The sequence below is a fragment of the Agromyces salentinus genome, assembly GCF_009749395.1.
GTDB classification, from domain to species: Bacteria; Actinomycetota; Actinomycetes; order Actinomycetales; family Microbacteriaceae; genus Agromyces; species Agromyces salentinus.
The window spans coordinates 264,227-285,743 of record NZ_WBIR01000003.1; the positions used below are offsets into that span (position 1 = coordinate 264,227).

General features: G+C 71.8%; 19 protein-coding genes. 13 read left to right on the forward strand and 6 right to left on the reverse strand.

Annotated features, from left to right (window positions below; translation table 11 throughout):
- Nucleotides 1-55: 55 nt before the first annotated feature.
- From GQQ95_RS05635 to GQQ95_RS05655, 5 genes are all read left to right on the forward strand, one after another.
- Nucleotides 56-3,004 (forward strand): FtsK/SpoIIIE domain-containing protein, encoded by a 2,949-nt coding sequence (locus GQQ95_RS05635; protein WP_157426671.1) that lies wholly within the window; start codon nucleotides 56-58, stop codon nucleotides 3,002-3,004.
- Nucleotides 3,005-3,152: 148 nt separating this feature from the next.
- Complete coding sequence (locus tag GQQ95_RS05640; RefSeq protein WP_157426723.1) at nucleotides 3,153-4,337, forward strand: ABC transporter substrate-binding protein; 1,185 nt, start codon at nucleotides 3,153-3,155, stop codon at nucleotides 4,335-4,337.
- Nucleotides 4,338-4,356: 19 nt separating this feature from the next.
- Entirely contained in the window at nucleotides 4,357-5,556 is a 1,200-nt protein-coding gene (locus GQQ95_RS05645; protein WP_157426672.1) for an ABC transporter ATP-binding protein, read from the forward strand.
- A 2-nt stretch (nucleotides 5,557-5,558) separates the two neighbouring features.
- Nucleotides 5,559-6,473, forward strand: coding sequence for an ABC transporter permease (locus tag GQQ95_RS05650; RefSeq protein WP_157426673.1), 915 nt, complete (start codon nucleotides 5,559-5,561; stop codon nucleotides 6,471-6,473).
- A 146-nt stretch (nucleotides 6,474-6,619) separates the two neighbouring features.
- The gene (locus GQQ95_RS05655; RefSeq protein ID WP_157426724.1) at nucleotides 6,620-7,363 is read left to right on the forward strand and encodes an ABC transporter permease; all 744 of its coding nucleotides are present in this window, start codon (nucleotides 6,620-6,622) and stop codon (nucleotides 7,361-7,363) included.
- A gap of 100 nt (nucleotides 7,364-7,463) precedes the next feature.
- On the opposite strand, the gene GQQ95_RS05660 is transcribed toward GQQ95_RS05655, so the two are convergent.
- Nucleotides 7,464-8,453 (reverse strand): asparaginase, encoded by a 990-nt coding sequence (locus GQQ95_RS05660; RefSeq protein ID WP_157426674.1) that lies wholly within the window; start codon nucleotides 8,451-8,453, stop codon nucleotides 7,464-7,466.
- A 4-nt stretch (nucleotides 8,454-8,457) separates the two neighbouring features.
- On the reverse strand, nucleotides 8,458-9,834 hold the full coding sequence (gene gabT, locus GQQ95_RS05665; protein ID WP_157426675.1) for a 4-aminobutyrate--2-oxoglutarate transaminase: 1,377 nt from the start codon (nucleotides 9,832-9,834) through the stop codon (nucleotides 8,458-8,460).
- Between the two features lie 138 nt (nucleotides 9,835-9,972).
- Here gabT and GQQ95_RS05670 point away from each other — a divergent pair, with 138 nt between their 5' ends.
- Entirely contained in the window at nucleotides 9,973-10,449 is a 477-nt protein-coding gene (locus GQQ95_RS05670) for an OsmC family protein (RefSeq protein WP_157426676.1), read from the forward strand.
- Nucleotides 10,450-10,465: 16 nt separating this feature from the next.
- On the opposite strand, the gene GQQ95_RS05675 is transcribed toward GQQ95_RS05670, so the two are convergent.
- Both GQQ95_RS05675 and GQQ95_RS05680 read right to left on the reverse strand, forming a co-directional pair.
- Nucleotides 10,466-11,365, reverse strand: a complete 900-nt coding sequence (locus tag GQQ95_RS05675) for a hypothetical protein (protein WP_157426677.1) — start codon at nucleotides 11,363-11,365, stop codon at nucleotides 10,466-10,468.
- Nucleotides 11,366-11,428: 63 nt separating this feature from the next.
- Nucleotides 11,429-12,187, reverse strand: a complete 759-nt coding sequence (locus GQQ95_RS05680; RefSeq protein WP_157426725.1) for a lysophospholipid acyltransferase family protein — start codon at nucleotides 12,185-12,187, stop codon at nucleotides 11,429-11,431.
- Between the two features lie 129 nt (nucleotides 12,188-12,316).
- Here GQQ95_RS05680 and GQQ95_RS05685 point away from each other — a divergent pair, with 129 nt between their 5' ends.
- From GQQ95_RS05685 to GQQ95_RS05710, 6 genes are all read left to right on the forward strand, one after another.
- The gene (locus tag GQQ95_RS05685) at nucleotides 12,317-12,952 is read left to right on the forward strand and encodes a 4'-phosphopantetheinyl transferase family protein (RefSeq protein ID WP_157426678.1); all 636 of its coding nucleotides are present in this window, start codon (nucleotides 12,317-12,319) and stop codon (nucleotides 12,950-12,952) included.
- A 50-nt stretch (nucleotides 12,953-13,002) separates the two neighbouring features.
- Nucleotides 13,003-14,088, forward strand: a complete 1,086-nt coding sequence (gene dxr / locus GQQ95_RS05690; protein WP_157426679.1) for a 1-deoxy-D-xylulose-5-phosphate reductoisomerase — start codon at nucleotides 13,003-13,005, stop codon at nucleotides 14,086-14,088.
- Between the two features lie 156 nt (nucleotides 14,089-14,244).
- Nucleotides 14,245-15,570 carry a M50 family metallopeptidase gene (locus GQQ95_RS05695; RefSeq protein WP_170296975.1) on the forward strand — a complete coding sequence of 442 codons (1,326 nt, stop codon included), beginning with the start codon at nucleotides 14,245-14,247 and terminating at the stop codon, nucleotides 15,568-15,570.
- Nucleotides 15,571-15,685: 115 nt separating this feature from the next.
- Nucleotides 15,686-16,894, forward strand: coding sequence for a sensor histidine kinase (locus GQQ95_RS05700; RefSeq protein ID WP_170296976.1), 1,209 nt, complete (start codon nucleotides 15,686-15,688; stop codon nucleotides 16,892-16,894).
- On the forward strand, nucleotides 16,891-17,553 hold the full coding sequence (locus GQQ95_RS05705) for a response regulator (protein WP_157426727.1): 663 nt from the start codon (nucleotides 16,891-16,893) through the stop codon (nucleotides 17,551-17,553). Before GQQ95_RS05700 ends, GQQ95_RS05705 begins: the two co-directional genes overlap by 4 nt.
- Before the next feature lie 132 nt (nucleotides 17,554-17,685).
- Entirely contained in the window at nucleotides 17,686-18,003 is a 318-nt protein-coding gene (locus tag GQQ95_RS05710; RefSeq protein ID WP_157426681.1) for an SHOCT domain-containing protein, read from the forward strand.
- 70 nt (nucleotides 18,004-18,073) lie between these two features.
- Here GQQ95_RS05710 and GQQ95_RS05715 read toward each other — a convergent pair whose 3' ends face one another.
- Nucleotides 18,074-19,327 carry a low temperature requirement protein A gene (locus tag GQQ95_RS05715; RefSeq protein ID WP_157426682.1) on the reverse strand — a complete coding sequence of 418 codons (1,254 nt, stop codon included), beginning with the start codon at nucleotides 19,325-19,327 and terminating at the stop codon, nucleotides 18,074-18,076.
- Between the two features lie 104 nt (nucleotides 19,328-19,431).
- Entirely contained in the window at nucleotides 19,432-20,616 is a 1,185-nt protein-coding gene (locus GQQ95_RS05720) for an acetyl-CoA C-acetyltransferase (protein WP_157426683.1), read from the reverse strand.
- A gap of 127 nt (nucleotides 20,617-20,743) precedes the next feature.
- On the opposite strand from GQQ95_RS05720, the gene GQQ95_RS05725 reads away from it, so the two are divergent.
- A complete protein-coding gene (locus GQQ95_RS05725; RefSeq protein WP_157426684.1) occupies nucleotides 20,744-21,517 on the forward strand; it encodes a CoA transferase subunit A in 774 nt (257 codons plus the stop codon).

The window sequence follows — 21,517 nt, forward strand, 5'->3', positions numbered from 1 at the left end:
CCGCCGCAGTCGGCTCCGCGCGCCCGCCGACCGCGACGCCCTGCTGTCATGGCGTGTGACCACGCGCCTGTTCGTCCCGCCCGAGACCTCCTCCCTGCCGCTATCGCTGCCGCCGGTCGCGCCAGAGCCCGCCAGGCCCGGCTTCCCCTACCTGGCCGCGATCGCTCCCGTGGCGGCATCCCTCGTGCTCTGGTTCGCGACGGGATCGGTGGCATCCCTCGCGTTCGCGGCGCTCGGGCCGCTGCTCGCCGTCGCGACGATGCTCGATGCCAGGCGCCAGGTCCGGCGAAGCGTCCGGGTGGCGGAGGAGGGCCGCGCCGCGGCGCTCGACGGACTGCGCAACGAGGTCGGGCGCCGTCATGCCCACGAGGCGGGCGAACTGTGGTCGCGGCATCCGCCCGCCGCCGTGCTGGTCGACGGGGGAGCGGCGCCGCACTGGGGACGCGACGTCTCGGCGCCGGTCGTGCTCGGCAGCGCGACCGTGCAGAGCGCGATCCGCATCGAGGGCAGCCCGGCCGACGATCTCGACCGAGCGGTGCTCGACCTGGCGCGTCGGCTGGAGCATGCGCCCGTCGTGGTCGAGGTCCGCGACGGCATCGGGCTCGTCGGACCGGCCAACCTGGTCATCGCGGCCGCCCGGGCCCTGGTCGTGCAGGTCGCCGAGGCCGTGGCGCCCGACGTGGTCTCCTTCGCGGTGCCGGACGGTGCGGCGTGGACCTGGGCGGGCGCACTTCCACATGCGGGCCCGGCACGGATCGTCGTGCGTGATCCCGAGCAGGCGTCCGCGAGCCCGGCCGCCGCGGGGAGCCGGTCGCGGGGCGGCGGTGCCGTTCCCGGAGGCGGTCCCGCCGCGGAGGTCGTGATCGCGCTCGCCGCGGACGCCTCGCTGCTGCCGCCCGGCCTCGGCGTCGTCGTGACGATCCTCGGACCGCGAACGGCCACGCTCGCCCGACGCGGCGACGGCGGTGTCGTCCACCTGGTCCCGGGGATGCTCGGCGTCGAGCAGGCCGCCACCTGGGCGACGCGCGCCGCCGGCATCGCAGCTCGGCAGGGCTTCGCCGGCGGCACCCGACTGCCGGCTCTTCTGCCGGTCGCGGAGCTGCCGACGCCCGCAAGGCCCGGCCACGACCGGTCGACGCTCAGCGTCGCCGTCGGACGCACCGCGAGCGGGATCCTGGAACTGGACCTGGTGGCCGACGGCCCGCACGCGATCGTGGCGGGCACGACGGGGAGCGGCAAGAGCGAGTTCCTCCTCGCCTGGATCCGCCAGCTCGCCGCCGCGCATCCGCCGGAGCGCGTGGCCTTCCTGCTCGTCGACTTCAAGGGCGGCGCGGCCTTCGAGCCGGTGGCCGTCCTCCCGCACGTGGCCGGGATCGTGACCGACCTGGAGGAGTCGGAGGCGGAGCGAGCCGTCCTGAGCCTTCGCGCCGAGCTCCGCCATCGCGAGCGCGTCCTGCGCGATGCGGGCGTGCGCGACATCGGCCTGCTCGACGCCGACGTCCCGCTCGGGCGACTGGTCGTCGTGATCGACGAGTTCCAGGCGATGGTGCAGCGCTTCCGCGAACTCGGCGCGGTGATCTCCGACATCGCGGCCAGGGGACGGTCCCTGGGCGTTCACCTGGTGCTGGCCTCGCAGCGGCCGAACGGCGTCCTCGGCGACCAGGTCACGGCGAACGCCGCGATCCGCGTCTCCCTGCGCGTGATGAACCGGGCCGACAGCATGGTGATCGTCGGAACCGACGAGGCCGCACTGATCCCGGTCGACCGCCCGGGTCGGGGTGTCGTCGACCGGGGTGACGGAACGCCGACGCCCTTCCAGTCCGCCATCGCCGACGCGTCGTCGATCGAGCAGGTTCGCCGCGTCTTCGCCGGGTCCGACCCTGTGCGTCGTCCCTGGCTCGATCCGCTGCCGCACCTCCTCGAGCCCGCGGCGCTCGCCGCGTCGGTGCGGGAGTCGGCGATCGCCGTGGCATCCGATCGGCTGGCCTTCGGCCTGCTCGACGAGCCCGACCTGCAGCGCCGCTCGGTCGCAACGTGGTCGCCGGAGGAGGACGGCTCGCTGCTCGTGCTCGGCGCGCCAGGCAGCGGACGCTCCACGACGCTCACCGCCCTCGAGACGGCGATGCGCGACCGCGCGGCCGTCGAGGTCACACGTCTCGGCGGCCGGCCGGCCGAGGACTGGGCCGCCCTCATCGAACTCGCCCAGGCCGTGCGGGTCGAGGCGCCGCATCCGCGACTGCTCCTCGCGGACGACCTCGACGCATGCCTGGCGGCCTGGCCGGACGAGTACCGTCACGCGGCCGTCGCCGCGCTCGAGCACCTCCTCCGTGAGGGGCGGCGCCACGGGATCGCGGTCGCGGCGAGCGCCACGCTCGCCCATCGGCTCGGCGGCGGGGTCCGCGAGCTCTTCGGTTCGGTGCTCCACCTCCGCCATGCCTCGCGATCCGAGCTCGCCCATGCGGGCGGGTCGCCCGACCTGTGGCACCGCGACGACCCTCCGGGGGCGGGGCAGTGGCGCTCCCGGCGGCTTCAGGTCGTCGCCGCCGACCCGGGCCCAAGCAGGCCCGCTCCTCGGCCGGCGGAGGTCGACCTCCTCGCCTCCGGACTCGTCGCGATCGCCACGGCGACCCCGCAGCGGGACCTCGTCGACCTACGGGCCGCGGGCCACGCCCCGCTGCTGCTCGTGCCGGGAGGGGAGCGGCAGACGATCGCCGCGATCGCCGCGGACGAGCATGTCGTGGTCGTCGGCGACGCCGAGGCCTGGGCGTCGGCGTTCTCGCTGACCTCGCGCGTGCGTGACGCGAGTCGCCTCATCGTCCACGGGGGGAGCCGAGAGTTCCGGGCGCTGGCCCCGACGTCGGCGGGCCGGACCGGTTCGGTCGCGCTTCCCCCGCTGCTCGCCGACGCCGACCGGGAATGCTGGCAGATCGAGCCCGGTGGACGAGCCGTCCGCCGTGTCTGGAAAACAACGGAAACCGCTCCGAATGTCCGATCCGGGAACTGAATCCGAATCAGAAGTTCGCAGAAATTAACGATTCGGACATCAACGCGTGAATTGCGCACCGCAGTGTGGCAGTATCGACGCACCCCATGGCAACGTCGCTGACCCGAATGGAGCACCCGTGACCTCTCGGCCCCTTCCCCAGGATCCGATGATCCGCTCGCTCATCGCCCGCGCCCGTGCGTCGCAGATGAGTCGACGTACGATGCTCGCCGGCGCGGGTGCCGGCGCATCCGCCCTGGCGCTGGCCGCCTGCTCGACCGGCGGCGGCGTGGCCAAGCCCACCCCGGCGGCCGATGAGTCCGCGACCGACAAGACCCTCAACTGGGCGAACTGGGCCGCGTACATCGACGAGGACGACTCGGGCAATTACCCCACGCTTCAGGCGTTCGAGGAGCAGACCGGCATCAAGGTGAACTACGAGGTCGCGGTCGACGACAACAACACCTACTACGGCAAGGTCAAGGACCAGCTCGCCCTCGGCCAGGACATCGGCGCCGACACCGTCTGCCTCACCGACTGGATGATCGCCCGCTGGATCCGCTTCGGCTACGCGCAGGAGCTCAACCACGACAACATCCCGAACCTCGCGAACCTGACTCCCGCGCTCCAGGACCCCGACTTCGACAAGGGCCGGCAGTTCTCGCTGCCGTGGCAGGGCGGCTTCGCCGGCATCTGCTGGAACAAGGAGGCCTTCCCCGACGGCCTGGCCTCGGTCGAGGACCTCTGGTCGCCGGAGCTCAAGGGTCGCGTCGGCGTGCTCTCCGAGATGCGCGACACGATGGGTCTGATCATGCTCCAGAACGGCGTCGACATCGCAGGCGACTGGGGCGACGAGGAGTACAGCGCGGCGATCGACGTGCTGACCGAACAGGTCGAGAGCGGCCAGGTGCGCAACATCAAGGGCAACGCCTACCTCGAAGACCTGAAGAGCGGCGACACGCTCGCGGCCATCTGCTGGTCGGGCGACATCACGGTCATCAACGCCGAGGCCGGCGACAAGTGGGAGTTCGCGATCCCCGAGGCGGGCGGAACGCTCTGGAACGACAACTTCCTGGTCCCCGTCGGCTCGACGCGCAAGGCGAATGCCGAAGCGCTCATGAACTACTACTACGAGCCCGAGGTCGCGGCCGAGGTCGCGGCATGGGTGAACTACATCACCCCGGTCGTCGGCGCCAAGGAGGCGGCTGCCGCGATCGATCCCGAGCTCGCGGAGAACCAGCTCATCTTCCCCGACGAGGAGACCCTCTCCAAGGCCCACATCTTCCGTTCGCTCAGCGGTGCCGAGGAGCAGAAGTACCAGGCCGAGTTCCAGAGCATCCTGCTCGGCGCCTGAGAGACGGCGACGACACGACATGGCTGTACGCGAATTCGCCGAGCGGGGCGCCGACCTCGAGCTCGTCGGCATCCAGAAGCGCTTCCCGGGATTCACCGCGATCCAGGACCTCGACCTCACGATCCCGGCCGGATCCTTCTTCGCGCTGCTCGGGCCCTCCGGCTGCGGCAAGACGACGACGCTCCGGCTCGTCGCGGGTCTCGAGGAGCCGACGCAGGGCCGCATCCTGATCGGCGGCAAGGACGTCACGGCGACCCGTTCGCATGAGCGTCCCGTCAACACGGTGTTCCAGAGCTATGCGCTGTTCCCGCACATGAGCATCATCGAGAACGTCGCGTTCGGCCTGAAGCGCCGCCGCATCGGCGACCCGCTCGGCAAGGCCCATGAGGCGCTGCGCCTGGTCGAACTCGACCACCTCGCGCAGCGTCGGCCCCAGCAGCTCTCGGGCGGCCAGCAGCAGCGCGTGGCTCTCGCCAGGGCGATCGTGAATCGTCCGGCGCTGCTGCTGCTCGACGAGCCGCTGGGCGCGCTCGACCTCAAGCTGCGCCGGCAGATGCAGCTCGAGCTGAAGACGATCCAGGAGGAGGTCGGCCTGACCTTCCTCCACGTGACGCACGACCAGGAGGAGGCCATGACCATGGCTGACACGGTCGCGGTCATGAACAAGGGCGCGATCGAGCAGATGGGCGCACCCGAGGTGCTCTACGACCTGCCGCGCACGGTCTTCGTCGCGAACTTCCTCGGACAGTCCAACCTCTTCACGGGGGCCGTCGCGGGAGCAACTGACACCGCCATCACCGTCGACGCGGCGGGCTCGCGGATCGTGGTGCCCAAGTCCCGGTCGGCGCGCCACAACGGCACGGTGACGGTCGGCGTGCGGCCCGAGAAGGTGACGCTGCACGCCGAGGCGCCCGCCGACGCTCCCGGACGCAACGTCGTCGGGCCGGGCCGCGTGCTCGACGTCTCGTTCTCGGGCGTGAGCACGCAGTACCTCGTCGACATCCCGGGGCACGACACCGTGCTCGTGTTCGCGCAGAACACGGGCATCGGTCCGAGCGCCGGGGTCGGCGACGAGGTCTGGACGAGCTGGCTGATCGAGCACGGGTTCGGCCTGGCCGACGGTCCCTCCGACGCCGAGCGCTTCCCCGCCGACGACTCCACGACCTCGATCGCCGCGCAGCGCCGCGACGACCTCGTCGCCGAGCTCGAGGAGGGCTGAGCATGGCCTTCGCCGCGTTCTCGACCGCGGAGGCACCCACCGAGCAGGCACCGCGCAAGAAGAGCCGCATCGCGCTGTTCCTCCTGCTCCCGGGCATCGCCTACCTGGTGCTCTTCTTCCTGACGCCGCTCGTCTCGCTCCTGTTGACCTCCCTGCAGGCGCCGCTGGAGTTCGGCGACATCGGCCAGTACCAGTACGCGTTCAACTGGCAGAACTACGTCGACGTCATGACCACGTACTGGCCGCACATCGTGCGCTCCTTCGGCTACGCGCTGGCGGCCACGGTGTTCGCGCTGCTGTTCAGCTATCCGCTCGCGTACTTCATCGGAGTCAAGGCCCGGCGCTGGCCGCTGCTGCAGAGCCTGATGCTCGTGCTCGTGATCGCACCGTTCTTCATCAGCTTCCTGCTGCGCACGCTCGCATGGAAGCAGATCCTGTCCGACGAGTCGTTCGTGATCACGTCCCTGAAGGCGCTCTCGCTGCTCGGGCCCGATGCGCATTTCACGGGCACGCCGTTCGCGGTGATCTTCGGCCTCACGTACAACTTCATCCCGTTCATGACGCTGCCGCTGTACACGACGCTCGAACGACTCGACCTGCGCTACCTCGAGGCGGGCAGCGACCTGTACGCGAACCCGTTCACGGTGTTCCGGAAGGTCACGCTGCCGCTGTCCATGCCGGGCATCGTCGCGGGCACGCTGCTCACCTTCATCCCGGCAGCCGGCGACTACGTGAACGCCAGCCGGGACTTCCTCGGCGGGCCCGACACGCAGATGATGGGCAACGTGATCGAGGCGAACTTCCTCGTCCTGCTCAACTACCCGGCGGCCGCAGCGCTGTCGATCATCCTGATGGCGGCGATCCTCGTGCTCGTCGGCATCTACGTCAAGCGTTCCGGAACGGAGGACCTGCTGTGAGCGGCGAAGTCCAGGCGGCCGCCGTCCTCGGCGGCTTCTCCGAGAGCCAGCAGACCGAACCGCGTCGCGGACCCGAGCGGGGCCGCCGCTTCGGCCTCGGCAGTTGGCTGCTGCCGGTCTACGCGGTCATCGCGTTCGTCTTCCTGATGATCCCGATCGCGTACACGTTCGTCTTCTCGTTCAACGACTCCGTGAAGTCGAACATCGCCTGGCGAGGGTTCACCTTCGACAAGTGGCTGAACGTCTGCAACGTCGAGGGCGGGGCCGTGTGCCAGGCCTTCGCGAACAGCGTCGTCATCGGGCTCGTCGCGACCGTCATCGCCACGACGCTCGGCACGATGATCGCGATCGCGCTCGTGCGCTACCGGTTCCGGGCCCGCTCGGTGATCAGCCTGCTGCTCTTCCTACCGATGGCCACCCCAGAGGTCGTGCTCGGCGCCGGGCTCGCCGCGCAGTTCCTCGCGGTCGGCGTTCCGAAGGACATGACGACGATCATCCTGGCGCACACGATGTTCTGCATCAGCTTCGTCGTGGTGACGGTGAAGGCCCGCGTCGCGAGCCTCGATCCGGCACTCGAGGAAGCCGGTCGCGACCTCTACGGGTCGCCGGCGCAGGTGTTCTGGCGGGTCACCTTCCCGCTGCTGCTTCCCGGCATCGTGGCGGCTGCTCTGCTCTCGTTCGCGCTCAGCTTCGACGACTTCATCATCACGAACTTCAACTCGGGGTCGGTCTCGACCTTCCCGAAGTACGTGTACATCTCGGCGTCCCGCGGCATCCCCGCCGAAGCCAACGTCATCGCGTCGGCGGTGTTCCTCTTCGCGATCGTGCTCGTCATCGGCGCACAGGTCTCCCGTGCGGCGCGGGCGAAACGGCTCGCGAAGCTCGGCTGACCCGGAGCCGAGCTGAACGGCGGATGCCGCACCGGAACCCCGATCCCGTGCGGCATCCGTCATCGGAAGACGTGGCCCGCCGCGCCCGCGACACGGGTGGTCAGAAGCTCGCGCGGACCTCGCCGACGCGGCGTTCGCCGCCCATGATCCAGAGGTCGAGCTCGGTCGCGACCCGGTCGACGGCGGCATCGTCGATTGCGCCGGCGTTCGCGAGCAGCCGGAGCCCGATGATGGTCGAGGCGCGAGACGAGCCGTCGAGCACCTTGAGCGCGGTCGTCGTGCCGTCGGGTGCGGTCATCACCATGACGCCCTCGGCGCCGAATTTGGCGAACACGCCGAGTCGTTCGATCGCCACGGTGTCGGGCTGGCCGGGGCCGGCGACCGCCCACGCGTTCTCGCGCACGCCCTCGGTGAGGGCCGCGGCCTCGCGGAAGAGCGCGAACGGGGAGGAGTGCGCCGCCGTCGTGATCTTCTGGATGCCGCGGGCGAGTCCGGTGAGGCTGACGGCGTGCACGGGGGCGCCGCACCCGTCGGGCGCGGTTGCCGCCGGTCGCTCGCCCGTCAGGCGCTCGAGCACGTCGAGGATCCGCTTCTGCAGGGGATGCGCGGGGTCGAGGTAGCCGTCGAGCGGCCATCCGTTCGCGGAGCAGGCGAGCAGCATCGCGGCGTGCTTGCCCGAGCACGTCATGTAGACGCGCTCCCGCGCACCGCCCGAACGGACGAGCTCGTCCCGGGCGGTCTGGTCGAGCGGGGCGGCCGGTGGGCAGCCGAGCGCCGATTCGGGTAGCGCGTCCCTGGCCAGCAGCCCGCGGACGAGTGCGACGTGCGCGGCCGTGCCCGAATGGCTGGCGGTCGCGATCGCGGCGTCCTCGCCTCGGAGGGTGACTCCGGAGGCCATGACGGCGACGGCCTGGAACGGCTTCATCGCGGAACGGGGGAAGACGGGCGTCGCCACGTCTCCGAGGGCGCGCAGGAGCTCGCCCTCGGGTGAGAGCACGACGGCGGAGCCGGCGTGCCTGGACTCGGTGAAACCACTGCGTTCGACCACGGCGAGCTCGACGGCGTCTGAGATGGAGAAGGTGCCGGTCACCGGATCAACCGAGTGCCGCGAAGCCGTCGTCGAGCACGTGCAGGGCGTCTTCGATGAGCGCGTCGCTCACCGCCAGGCTCGGGAGGAAGCGCAGCACGTTGCCGAAGGTGCCTGCGCTGAGGAGCAGGACCCCCTGCTGGGCGGCGTGGGCGACGAGCGCGGAAACGGCTTCGGGGTTCGGCACCTTCGTCGTCGAGCCGGTGCCGGGCTGGACGAGTTCGATGGCGACCATCGCGCCGATGCCGCGGATCTCGCCGATGACGTCGTAGCGCGCCTTGAGGCGTTCGAGGCCGGCCGTCAGGGTCCGCCCGATGCGCGTGGCCTCGGCGAGCAGGTCGTTCGCCTCGATGGACTCGAAGACGGCGATCGCGGCCGCGCAGGCGACCGGATTGCCGCCGAAGGTGCCGCCGAGGCCGCCCGCGTGCGCGGAGTCCATGATCTCGGCGCGCCCGGTGACGCCCGCGAGGGGAAGGCCGCCGGCGATGCCCTTGGCCGAGAGCACCAGGTCGGGCGTCCAGCCGAAGTGCTCGCTCGCGAAGTAGCGACCGGTGCGCGCCATGCCGGACTGGATCTCGTCGGCGATCATGACCACGCCGTGCTCGGTGCACCAGGCCTGCAGCATCGGGAGGAAGCCGTCGGCGGGGACCATGAAGCCGCCCTCGCCCTGGATGGGCTCGACGACCAGGCACGCCAGGTCGCTCGCCCCGATGACCTTCTCGAGGTAGCCGATGGTGCGGGCCGCGGCATCCGCTCCGGAGAGGCCGTCGCGATAGGGGTAGGAGCTCGGGGCGTGGTAGACGTCGCCGGCGAACGGCCCGAAGCCGGTGGCGTAGGGGTGCGCCTTGTAGTTCATGGCCATCGTGAGGTTGGTGCGGCCGTGATAGGCGTGGTCGAGCACGGCGACGGCGCGGCGGCCGGTGTGCTTGCGCGCGATCTTGACGCCGTTCTCGACCGCCTCGGCGCCCGAGTTCACGAGCACGGTGCGCTTCTCATGCGTGCCGGGGGTGCGCTCGGCGAGCAGTTCGGCCACGCGCACGTACTCCTCGTAGGGCGTGATCGTGAACAGCGTGTGGATGACGTCCTGCAGCTGGGCCGCGGCGGCCTCGACGACGGATGCCTCGGTGTGGCCGATGGTCGTCACGCCGATGCCGGCGCCGAAGTCGATGAACTGGTTGCCGTCGACGTCGACGAGCACGGCGCCGTTGGCGCGTTCGATGTAGACGGGCAGGGCCGAGGAGACACCGGCGGAGACGACCTTCGCGCGTCGCGCCTGCAGTTCATGCGACTTGGGGCCGGGGATCGCCGTGACGATGCGGCGCTCCTGGGCCACCGAGTAGACGGGTGCGGCCGGGGTCTCTGCGGGGGTCTGGATGTCAGTCATGATGCTTCCAGACTAGCGCCGCCGGGCCGCCGCCCGAGGGCGATCGGGGCCGTCGGCATGCGAGCGTCGGATGCCGCGGCTAGCGTTGACCCCGACCGGGGACGACTCCTCGGCACGAGCCCGAAACGGAGCCGCATGATGCTCGGCGAACACGCCTACGCCGTCGACGTCGAGTGGACCGGCGCCCGGGAGGGCGGCACCACCGGCTACCGCGCCTATGGCCGCGACCACGTGCTGCAGGCCGCCGCCAAGTCGCACGTCATCGAGGGCTCGAGCGACCGGGTCTTCCACGGTGACGCCGAGCGGTGGAACCCCGAGGAGCTGCTGCTCGGCGCACTCAGCCAGTGCCACCTGCTCTCGTACCTGCACGTCGCGACCCTTCACGGCGTCGTCGTGGTCGGCTACACGGACTCCGCCACGGGCACCATGGTCGAGGACGGCCGCGGCGGCGGCGCGTTCCGCGAGGTCGTGCTCCGCCCGCGGGTCGTCGTCCGCGATCCCGCGATGGTCGCGCTCGCCCAGGAGATCCACGCCGAGGCGGCCGCGAAGTGCTTCATCGCGGCATCCGTCGCCTTCCCGGTGCGGCACGAGCCCGTGGCCGTCGCCGCCGGCTGAGCAAGGCTCCGCCGGGTCAGGGCGTGACGATCACCGCGGGCAGCGTCGGCTCGACGGGGCAGGCGTGTCCGCCGACGAGCCTCGTGCACGGGCCGAAGAAGGCGGGATACCGCTCGGCGGTCGGGTCGCCGAACCACCGGTGCCAGAGACGCCAGAAGTTGAGGTTGCCGTAGGCGCCGCAGCCGTCGCCGGCCTCTGGGTCGGCGAGCGTCGCGTCGTTGGGCTGGTACGGCGTGTAGTTGTAGAGGTTGGCGGTGGCCTGGTTGCGGATCTCGACCGTGCTCGCGCCGCAGGCGGCATCGGGGTTGTAGCCGATGTCGGTGGGCCCGACCATGTAGCGCCGCTCGGGGTGCTCGGTGTACTGCCGGAACTGCCAGGCGGCGTTGTAGACCTGATTGAAGAAGCCGAAGTACTTCTGGTCGCAATCGGCCGTGTCGGGGCACGCGTAGCCGGTCGCCCGCTCGTAGCCGGAGGCCGTCGGGCGGGTGAGCAGCGACTGCTCCTTCTGCAGGAGCACGAGCAGCGCGCGGGGGCTGATGCCGCACGCGGCGCCGACCTTCCGGATGATGCGCGCGGCGGATTCGTTCGTGCCGCCCCGGTACTCGGCGCAGTGGGTGCCGCCCACGGCGGGCTGGGTCGTGGTGGTCTCGGTGTAGTCGGTGAGGCAGTCGATGCCGTCGTCGGCGCGGCAGGGGACCCGATCGAGGAACGCCTGGATCTCCGCCTCGCTCATGGCATCGGCGTTGTAGAACGCGTCGTCGCTCACGATGAGGCCGGGGTCGAACTCGGTGGTGGGCGGTTCGGGGAGGGTGCGGTCGACCCTGACCGGGGTCGCGGGGGCGCTCACGCAGCCGGCGAGGGCGAGCAGCGCGACGACGACCGTGGTGAGGCGTGCGAGGCGGGCGACGGTGCTCATCAGGCAGACCCTACCGTGACGGCCGAGGTCGGCGCTGGGAATCGACCGGATGCCGCGTGCCGGTCACATGCGTTCGCGCGGCGCGATCCGGTCGGCGAACTTGGCGATCGCGCCCTGCGGCGGCGACTCGTTGTAGGCACCCGCGAGTTCCTGCTCGGTGAGCGCATGGATGCCGGCCATGATCTCGTCGGTGGCGCTGCGGCGGGCTCGTCCGGAGGTGGCCGGACCATGGCCGGAGACATCGATGGCCGGCCCGAATCGGACCGTGACGGGCCGGATCCGCGGCAGCTTCGCCCCGACCGGCTGGATCTCCTGGGTGCCGATGAGTCCGACCGGCACGATCCGGGCGCCCGTCTGCAGCGCCAGCCAGGCGACCCCCGTGCGGCCTCGGTAGAGGCGCCCGTCGAGCGAGCGGGTGCCCTCGGGGTAGATCGCGAAGGCGTTGCCGGACTCGAGGATGCCGCGGCCCGCGTCGAGCGCGGCCTGCGCATCGGCGCCCGCGCCCCGCTGCACGCCGACCGCACCGATCGCGGTGAAGAAGGTGCGCGAGAGCCACCCCCGGAACCCCGTGCCCGTGAAGTAGTCGTTCTTCGCGAGGAACTGGACCGGACGCGGCGAGGCGAGCGGGATCACGACGCTGTCGATGAAGGACAGGTGATTGCTGGCGAGGATGACAGGCCCGTGCGCGGGGATGTGCTCGGTGCCGGTGATCTTCGGCCGGTAGACGCCGAGTGCGATCGGTCGCAGGATGCCGCGGATGATGCGATATGCCGGCCCCTGCCGCACGGTTCCGGTGGCGTCTCGATCCTCGCCGCCGTCGATTCGGCCCTCGTCCTGCTCTGTCACCCTCCGACACTAGGCGCCCGACCATACCGAGGCGGGCATATGGCGCCCCCGCGCGGCGCGTCGACGGATCGTCCCGCCGACGCCCTCGTGCGCGATGATGGGGTGGTGGACCCGTTCTCCGACGAGCCGACCGAGCTCGGCCAGACCGGCGTGCTGGTGCGCATCGTCGTCGGGGGCCGGCGGCAGGTCGCGCCGGACGCCGTGCTGCGGGCGCTCGTCGCCCGTGCGGCATCCGTGCCCTCCGACGACGTCGAACTCGTGCACGCGTGCGACGAGTGCGGCGCCCGCCACGGCCGGGTGCACGTCGCCTACCCGCTCACCGCCTCGGGAGCGCACCGGTACGCCGACGTCGCGATCGACGGCGGAGCGATCATCGCGGCGACCGGGACGCGGCATCCGCTCGGGGTCGCCGTCGAGCCGGCGGCCGCCGAGTCGGGCGTGCTGATCGACGAGGCCGCCCTGCACCCCGACGAGCGGCGGGCGCTGCGCTCGCTCGGCCCCGACGAGGCGGCGCTCGTGCGGGCGACGCTCTGGGCGCGCAAGACCGCACTGCTGCGGGCGCTCGGCCACACGGACTTCATCGAGCCGTCCAGGCTCGCCGTCTCCGCCCCGAACGAGGACGGCGGCGTCGGGCGCATCGAGCGGGGCGTCCCCGAGTTCGGGTCGTTCTGGCGAGCGGTCTCGTTCCACGACGTGCCCGTGCCCGGCCCGCGGGCGGCGTCGGTCGCGATCCTGGGCTGACCGCGGGGGGCCGGGCCGCCGCTCGAGGGCCGCGACCGTAGGGTGGACTCGTGCGCTCAGTCATCATCCTCGGCTCCACCGGTTCGATCGGCACCCAGGCCCTCGACGTCATCCGTGCGAATCCCCGGCGATTCGAGGTGGTCGGCCTCGCGGTCGGCTCGAATCGCGCCGAGCTCGAGGCGCAGGCCGCGGAGTTCGGCGTCGAGCACACCGCGGTCGGCATCGACGAGGCGGTGCAGCTCGTGCGCGACGTCGACGCCGACGTCGTGCTGAACGGCATCACGGGTTCGGTGGGCCTCGGGCCGACGATCGCGACGCTCGAGCGCGGCGCCACGCTCGCCCTGGCGAACAAGGAGTCGCTCATCGTGGGCGGCGACCTCGTCACCCGGCTCGCGCGACCCGGCCAGATCGTGCCGGTCGACTCCGAGCACTCGGCCATCGCCCAGGCGCTCCGCTCCGGCACGGACGACGAGGTGCGCCGGCTCGTGCTCACCGCGTCGGGCGGCCCGTTCCGCGGCCGTCGTCGCGAGGACCTCGTGGAGGTCACGCCCGCGCAGGCCCTCGCGCACCCGACGTGGGACATGGGCCTCGTCGTCACGACGAACTCCGCGACCCTCGTCAACAAGGGCCTCGAGGTCATCGAGGCGCACCTCCTCTTCGACGTGCCCTACGACCGGATCGACGTGACGGTCCACCCGCAGTCGATCGTGCATTCGATGGTCGAGTTCGTCGACGGATCCACCATCGCGCAGGCCTCGCCGCCGGACATGCGCCTGCCCATCTCGCTCGGCCTCGACTGGCCGAACCGCGTCGCGGCGGTCGGGCGCCCGCTCGACTGGACGGTCGCCTCCTCCTGGACCTTCGAGCCACTGGACCACGAGGCCTTCCCCGCCGTGTCGCTCGCGAAGCAGGTCGGCCGCGCGGGCGGCGACTACCCGGCCGTGTTCAACGCGGCCAACGAGGAGGCGGTGGCCGCCTTCCACGCCGGGCGCATCGGGTTCCTCGACATCGTCGACACCGTGCGGGCGGTCGTCGAGGCGCACGAGTCGCCAGAACGGGCCGTCACGGTGGCCTCGCTCGCGGAGTCCGAGCGGCTCGCGCGCGCCGCCGCGAACGCGCGCATCGCGAAGGGCTGACCCCGGCACGGCCGGCGCCCGCGCGGCGGCGGCTCGCGGCATCCGCCGCCGGCATCGCTCGCGGCATCCGCCGCCGGCATCGCTCGCGGCATCCGGTCGCTCGGGCTCCCAGCCGAGCGTCAGCGGACGCAAAGGCTTCGGCAGTACGCTCATCGGGTGCAATCCGTGCTCCCGTTCATCCTCGGCGTGGTCGTCGTCGTCATCGGCCTCGCCGTGTCCATCGCGCTGCACGAGATCGGTCACCTGGTTCCCGCGAAGCTCTTCGGCGTCAAGGTCACGCAGTACATGATCGGCTTCGGCCCGACGCTGTGGTCCAGGCGGCGGGGCGAGACCGAGTACGGCGTCAAGGCGATCCCGCTCGGCGGCTACATCTCGATGATCGGCATGTTCCCGCCGGCCAAGGGCGAGCAGGTGCACGCCGACTCGACCGGGTTCTTCAAGGGCCTCGTCCAGGACGCCCGCGACTCGAGCCAGGAGTCCATCACGCCGGGCGACGAGCAGCGGGCCTTCTACCTGCTCCCGGTCTGGAAGCGCATCATCATCATGTTCGGCGGTCCGTTCATGAACCTCGTGCTCGCGGTCGTGCTGTTCGGCGTGCTGCTGATGGGCTTCGGCGTGGCGCAGTCGACGACCACCGTCGCCTCGGTGAACGCCTGCGTGCTCCCCGCGACGAGCGAGCGGCAGACCTGCGAGTCCGGGGATCCCGCCGCGCCCGGCGCCGAGGCCGGGCTGAAGCCGGGCGACACGATCGTCTCCATCGACGGCGAGCCGGTCACGTCCTGGGAGCAGTCGACGGCGATCATCCGCGGCAACCCGGGCGAGGCGCTCGCCGTCGTCATCGAGCGAGGCGGTGACGAGCAGACGCTCACCGTGACCCCCGCGCTCAGCGAGCGGTACGTGGTCGGCGACGACGGCAAGGTGGTGACGGATGACGCGGGCGAGCCCGTGACCGTCGACGTCGGGTTCGTCGGCATCGGCCCGACCGTCGCGCGCGTCCAGCAGCCCGCGACCGCGGTGCTCCCGGCCATCGGCGAGAACATCGCCGGCGTCGCGGGCATCATCGTGAACCTGCCGCAGCGCATGATCGACGTGGCGAACGCGGCGTTCGGTCCCGAGGAGCGCGACCCCAACGGCCCGCTGAGCGTGGTCGGCGTCGGCCGGGTCGCCGGCGAGGTCGCGGCCACCGACCAGCTCGCGAGCGTCGACAAGGTGGCCGGGCTCATCGGCATCCTCGGCTCGCTCAACATCGCCCTCTTCGTGTTCAACCTGGTGCCGCTGCTGCCGCTCGACGGCGGCCACATCGCGGGGGCGCTCTGGGAGGCGATCCGGCGAGGCTTCGCGAAGCTCTTCGGGCGGCCCGACCCGGGGCCCGTCGACATGGCCAAGCTCATGCCGCTCACCCTGGGCGTCGTGGTGATCCTCGGCGCGATGAGCGCGCTGCTCATCTACGCCGACCTCGTGAAGCCGGTGCAGCTGTTCTGATCCTGCCGTCGCCCTCCTCCGCCGCCGGACCGGTGGCCCCGTACTCCCGTGGGAGTACCCCATGAGGCGCCCGGCGGAGGATTCGCGGCGCGGCCGCCCTCGGTACGCTTCGGGGATGCATGCGCCGCCCTGGGAGGTCCGATCCGGATGGGACGGACGTCCGGGCGTCGACGGCCGACCCGGTGACGAGTGGGGCGGCGAGCGATTCCGGCCGCCCGCGGCGTTCCGGCTCCTCGCGCCCGTCGTCATCTCCCTGCTCGTGCAGGTGCCTGCGGCCATCGGCATCGCGATCTGGTCGGATGCCGGGTGGCCGGCCGGCCTCGGCCAGGTGCTGCTGGCCGCGATCGGCCCCCTCGCGCTCCTCACGATCCGACGGTGGCCGGGGCCGACCGTGGCCTTCGTCTCGCTCGCGGCACTCGCCGACCTGCTCCTGACGCCCGACGCCGGACCTCCGTACGTCGCCCTCGCCTTCGCGATCGTGATCGCCGTCGCCCACGGCGCGACGGTGTGGGCCGCGAGCTCGGTGGTCGCCGCCTGGATCGCGGCCGTGGTGCTCATCACCGCCTGGGGGCAGCCGTGGCATCCGTTCCGGGCCGCGGTCACGACCCTCGCGCTCGCGTTCTGCTTCGGCATCGGCGCGTTCGTGCGCACCCGCGCCGCGCGCATGCGTCAGGTCCGGGCCGAAGCCCTGGCGCGCCGGCAGAGCGCCGAGGAGCGCGAGCGCGTGCGCATCGCGCGCGAACTGCACGACGTCATCGGCCACGCCCTCTCGCAGATCAACGTGCAGGCCAGCGTCGGACTGCACCTCATGGACCGCGACGCCGAGCAGGCCAGGACCGCGCTCGCGAACATCAAGGCCACGTCGAAGACCGCGCTCGAGGAGGTCCGCAGCGTGCTCGGGGCGATCCGCACGGATGCCGACGCGCCGTTGTCGCCCCAGGCGGAGCTGGCCGAGCTGCCCCGCCTCATCGCCGGCGTGGCGAGCCCCGACCTCGAGGTGCGGCTCGACGACCGGCTCGACGGCGATGCGCCGGGTCGGGCCGCCCAGTTCGCGGCCTACCGCATCGCGCAGGAGGCCCTGACGAACGTGGTGCGTCACTCCGGAGCGACGCACGCCGTGGTCACGGTCGCGCGCGACGGCGATGCACTGCACCTGACCGTCGACGACGACGGCGCGGGTACGGCCGAGGCATCCGTCGACGGCAGCGGCATCCTCGGCATGCGGGAGCGCGCGACGCTCCTCGGCGGCTCGGTGCGGCTCCTGGCTCGGCCGGAGGGCGGCACGAGGGTCGAGGCCAGGCTGCCATGGAGGGCGACGCCGTGATCCGCGTCGCGCTGGCCGACGACCAGCTCCTCGTGCGTGCGGGCTTCCGTGCGCTGCTCCAGGCCGAGCCCGACGTCGAGGTCGTCGGCGAGGCCTCGACCGGTGCGGAGCTGCTCGAGCTCGTGCGGCGGCATCCGGTCGACGTGGTGCTCATGGACATCCGCATGCCCGACGGCGACGGGCTCTGGGCGACGGAGCAGATCGCGGCCGACCCCGCCCTCGCGGGCGTCCGCGTCGTGATCGTGACCACGTTCGAGCTCGACGAGTACGTGGCGCGGGCGGTGCGCGCCGGCGCGAGCGGGTTCCTCGTGAAGGACACCGAGCCGGTCGACCTCATCCGAGCGGTGCGCGTGGTCGCGAGCGGAGACGCGCTGCTCTCGCCGGGGGTCACGAAGCGCCTGCTCGAGCGCATGGCCACGGGCCTCCGCGACGCGCCCGACGCCGAACGCCTCGCGGCGCTCACCGAGCGCGAGCGCGAGGTGCTCCGGCTCGTCGGGCAGGGGCTGACGAACGACGAGGTCGCGCGGGAATTGGTGCTCTCCCCGCTCACCGCGAAGACCCACGTGTCCCGCATCATGGCCAAGCTGCACGCGCGCGACCGGGTCCACCTCGTCGTCGTCGCCTACGAGTCGGGACTCGTCGCGCCGGGTTGGCGGTAGGGGCGAACGGGCCGGCTGCGCCCGGGGGAGCAGGCGAAGTGCCTCCCGTCGGCGGATTCGCGGATGCCGCGCGCTGGCGAGACTCGAGATCGACGACCTGAAGCGCAGGTCGCACGATCAAGGGAACACGCCATGCTCACCACCCTCGCCACCGCAGCAACCGTGGCCGCCCACGCCGGACCCTGGGCGGCCGGCTTCGGCTGGGTCTTCTTCCTCATCCCGCTGTTCTGGCTGCTCGTCATCGGGCTCGTGATCTTCGGCGTCAGCCGCAGGCACCGGGCGTGGGCCGCGGCCGGCTACGCCCCGGGCGGATACGGGCCTGGTGCACCGTGGGCGCGCGGCGCCTCCGCCGAGTCCACGCTCGCCGAGCGCTTCGCGAAGGGCGACATCGACGAGCTCGAGTACCGGGCGCGTCTGGAGGTGCTTCGCGCGAACCGGCCGAACGGCTGATCGGCTGATCGGGCGTCGGCATGAGCGAGGGGCGGATGCCGCGGCATCCGCCCCTCGTCGCGTTCGCGGGTCAGGCCAGGGCGCGCTCCAGCGCGGCGGCCTGATGGCGGTGCCCGACGGTCTCGTAGCCGACCACGACGACGAACGGCGAGGCCGCCGTGATGAGCAGCCCCACCCCGAAGCTCGCGCCGGCCGCGACCGCCACGACGGCCAGCGCGAGCGCCACGAGGCTGCCGAGGAAGAGCCAGACGTGGAACGGGTCGAACTGCCGGAGCAGCAACGAGTAGACCGTGAAGAGCGCGACGAGGAAGATGCCGACCGGCACGACGACGGTGAGCAGCGCCGGCACGATGCCGATATGCGCGACGCCCTCGATCTCGTAGGCCGCCACGTGCAGTCCCGCGCCGGTCGCCGCGAGCGCGAAGAAGATGAAGTAGTGCAGGTACCCCCAGACGAAGCCGCGTTCGCGGAACCGGGTGAGCACCTTGTCCGAGGGCATCGTGAAGTACGCCCACCAGAGCCCGAACACGAGTGCGGTGCCCGCGAACGCGAGGGTCACGGCCTCGACCGACCACTCCTGCTTCTCGATCACCGCGGAGACGGCGAGGATCGTGCCGAGCACGACCTCGCCGAGCGTGATGATGACGAGGAGCCCGTAGCGCTCGGCGATGTGGTGCGCATGCCACGGGGTCCCGCCCTCCGGTCCGTGCTCCGCGACATAGGGGCCGACGAGCTCGAGGATCACCAGCACCAGGGTGAAGGCGAGCGCGGGCGCCACGGGCAGGTTGACGACGAGCAGCACGAGCCATCCGACCTGGGTGATCGACACGAACCAGACGTAGGTGAGCGCGGTGCGCCGCCGCGTCGGATCGTGCTTGGCCGCGCGCAGCCACAGCGCGACCGTCGCCACGCGCATGACCACGTAGCCGGCGATCACGATGCCGTTGTCGACGTGGTGGCCCTCGTCGAGCGACGTGAACAACTGCGGGAGGCCGAGGGCGAGGACGAGCACGCCGAGCATCTCGACCATCGTCGCCACGCGGAAGAACACGTCGTCGTTGTCGTAGGCGGACGCGAGCCAGGAGTAGTTGATCCAGGCCCACCAGATCGCGAACACGGCGAAGGCGAACCCGCCGATGGCCGGTGCCCAGTGCCCGAGTTCGAGCAGGTGCGCCGTCTGGGCGCCCGCCTGGCTGAACGCGACGACGAACATGAGGTCGAAGAGGAGCTCGAGCGGGGTCGCCGCACGATGCGGCTCGTCGGGGTCGCGGCCGGTCATGCGTCGGAGCCGGTGGTCGAGCGGGGGATGGGCGGTCGAGCTCATGGCGACATCGTGGCACACGCCGCGTCGACGGCGAAGGCGGCGGAGACGGCGGATGCCGCGGCATCCGCCGTCTCGATGGTCCGGGCCCGCTCGGGGCGGTCGAATCAGCGCGTCAGCAGGAGCGCCTCGCCCTGGCCGCCGCCACCGCAGAGCGCGACCGCGGCCCGGCCGCCGCCACGACGGGAGAGCTCGAGGGCCGCGTGCAGGGCGAGGCGCGCGCCCGAGGCCCCGATCGGGTGGCCGAGCGCGATGGCTCCGCCGTGCACGTTGACCTTCTCGGCGTCGAGGCCGAGATCGCGCATCGACTGCAGCGAGACCGCGGCGAAGGCCTCGTTGATCTCCACCAGGTCGAGGTCGGATGCCGCGAGCCCGGCCTTCTCCAGCGCCGCCGCGATCGCGTTCGACGGCTGCGAGTGCAGCGAGTTGTCGGGGCCGGCGACCTGCCCCGACTCGCCGACGAGCACGAGCCAGGGGAGACCCCGCGACTCCGCCCACTCGCGGCTCGCCACCACGACGGCGGCGGCCCCGTCGGAGATCGGCGAGGAGTTCCCTGCCGTGATCGTGCCGCCCTCGCTGAAGGCGGGGCGGAGACGCCCGAGCACCTCGGCGGTCGAGTCCGGACGCACGCCCTCGTCGCTGCCGACGACGATCGGCTCGCCCTTGCGCTGCGGCACCTCGACGGGCACGATCTCGTCGTCGAAGAGGCCCTGTGCCGCGGCCGCGCCGGCGCGCACGTGGGATGCGGCCGCGATCTCGTCCTGCTCGGCCCGCGTCAGGTCGAGGCGGCCGTTGACCCGCTCGGTGGAGGCCCCCATCGATTCGTGGTCGAAGGCGTCGGTGAGCCCGTCGTGCGCGGCATGGTCGAGCATCTCGACGCTGCCGTAGGTCCAGCCCTTGCGTGATCCGGGCAGTACGAGCGGCGCCTGCGTCATCGACTCCTGACCGCCGGCGACCACGACGGATGCCTCGCCCAGGCGGATCATCCGCGCGGCATCCGTGATCGCGGCCAGGCCCGACAGGCAGACCTTGTTGATCGTGACGGCGGGGACCCGCCAGGGGATGCCCGCGGCGACGGCGGTCTGCTTCGCCGGATTCTGCCCGGCGCCGGCCTGGAGGACCTGGCCCAGGATGACCTGGTCGACGTCGTCGGGGGAGACGCCGGCCCTCTCGAGGGCGCCGCGCACCGCGACGGCCCCGAGGTCGACCGCCGACCGGGTCGCGAGGTTGCCGCTGATGCGGCCGAACGGCGTGCGGGCGCCGGCGATGATGACGACATCGGTGGGGGACATCCGTGGACTCCTTCGTCGGGGTTGGTTGTGCGCTGGTTCCATCCTACGATTCGGTTAGGGAGCATTCACCGGATTCACGAAGTCCGAGGTGCGCATCCCGTCATCGAGTCGACGAGGAGGTCGTGACATGGCACTCGACAAGGTCAGGAGCAGTGCGGCGGAGGCGGTCGCCGACGTCCCGCGGGGCGCGAGCCTCGCCGTCGGGGGATTCGGGCTCTGCGGCATCCCGATGGTGCTGATCGACGCGCTGCTGGAGCGCGGTGTCGACGAGCTGAGCGTCGTGAGCAACAACTGCGGTGTCGACGACTGGGGCCTCGGGGTCCTGCTGGCGGCGGGTCGGATCCGGAAGATGACCTCCTCGTACGTCGGGGAGAACCGGGAGTTCGCCCGGCAGTACCTCTCGGGCGAGCTCGAACTCGAGCTGACGCCCCAGGGCACGCTCGCCGAGAAGCTCCGCGCCGGCGGCAGCGGCATCGCCGCGTTCTTCACCCAGACCGGGGTCGGCACGCAGGTCGCCGACGGTGGACTGCCGCAGCGGTACGCGGCCGACGGGTCCGTCGCGCTCGCCAGCCCGCCGAAGCCCGTGCAGACCTTCCGGGTCGCCGGACGCGAGCGCGAGTTCGTGCTCGAGGAGGCCATCACGACCGACTTCGCCCTCGTGCACGCGCTCCGCGGCGACCGTCACGGCAACCTCGTGTTCGACAAGTCGGCGCGCAACTTCTCGCCGCTCGCGGCGATGGCCGGGCGCGTGTGCATCGCCCAGGTCGAGCACCTCGTGGAGCCGGGCGAACTGGATCCCGACGCCGTGCACCTGCCGGGCGTCTTCGTCGACCGCATCGTCGTGGTCGGGCCAGGGGTCGAGAAGCGCATCGAACGCCGCACCGTGCGAGAGGAGGCCTGA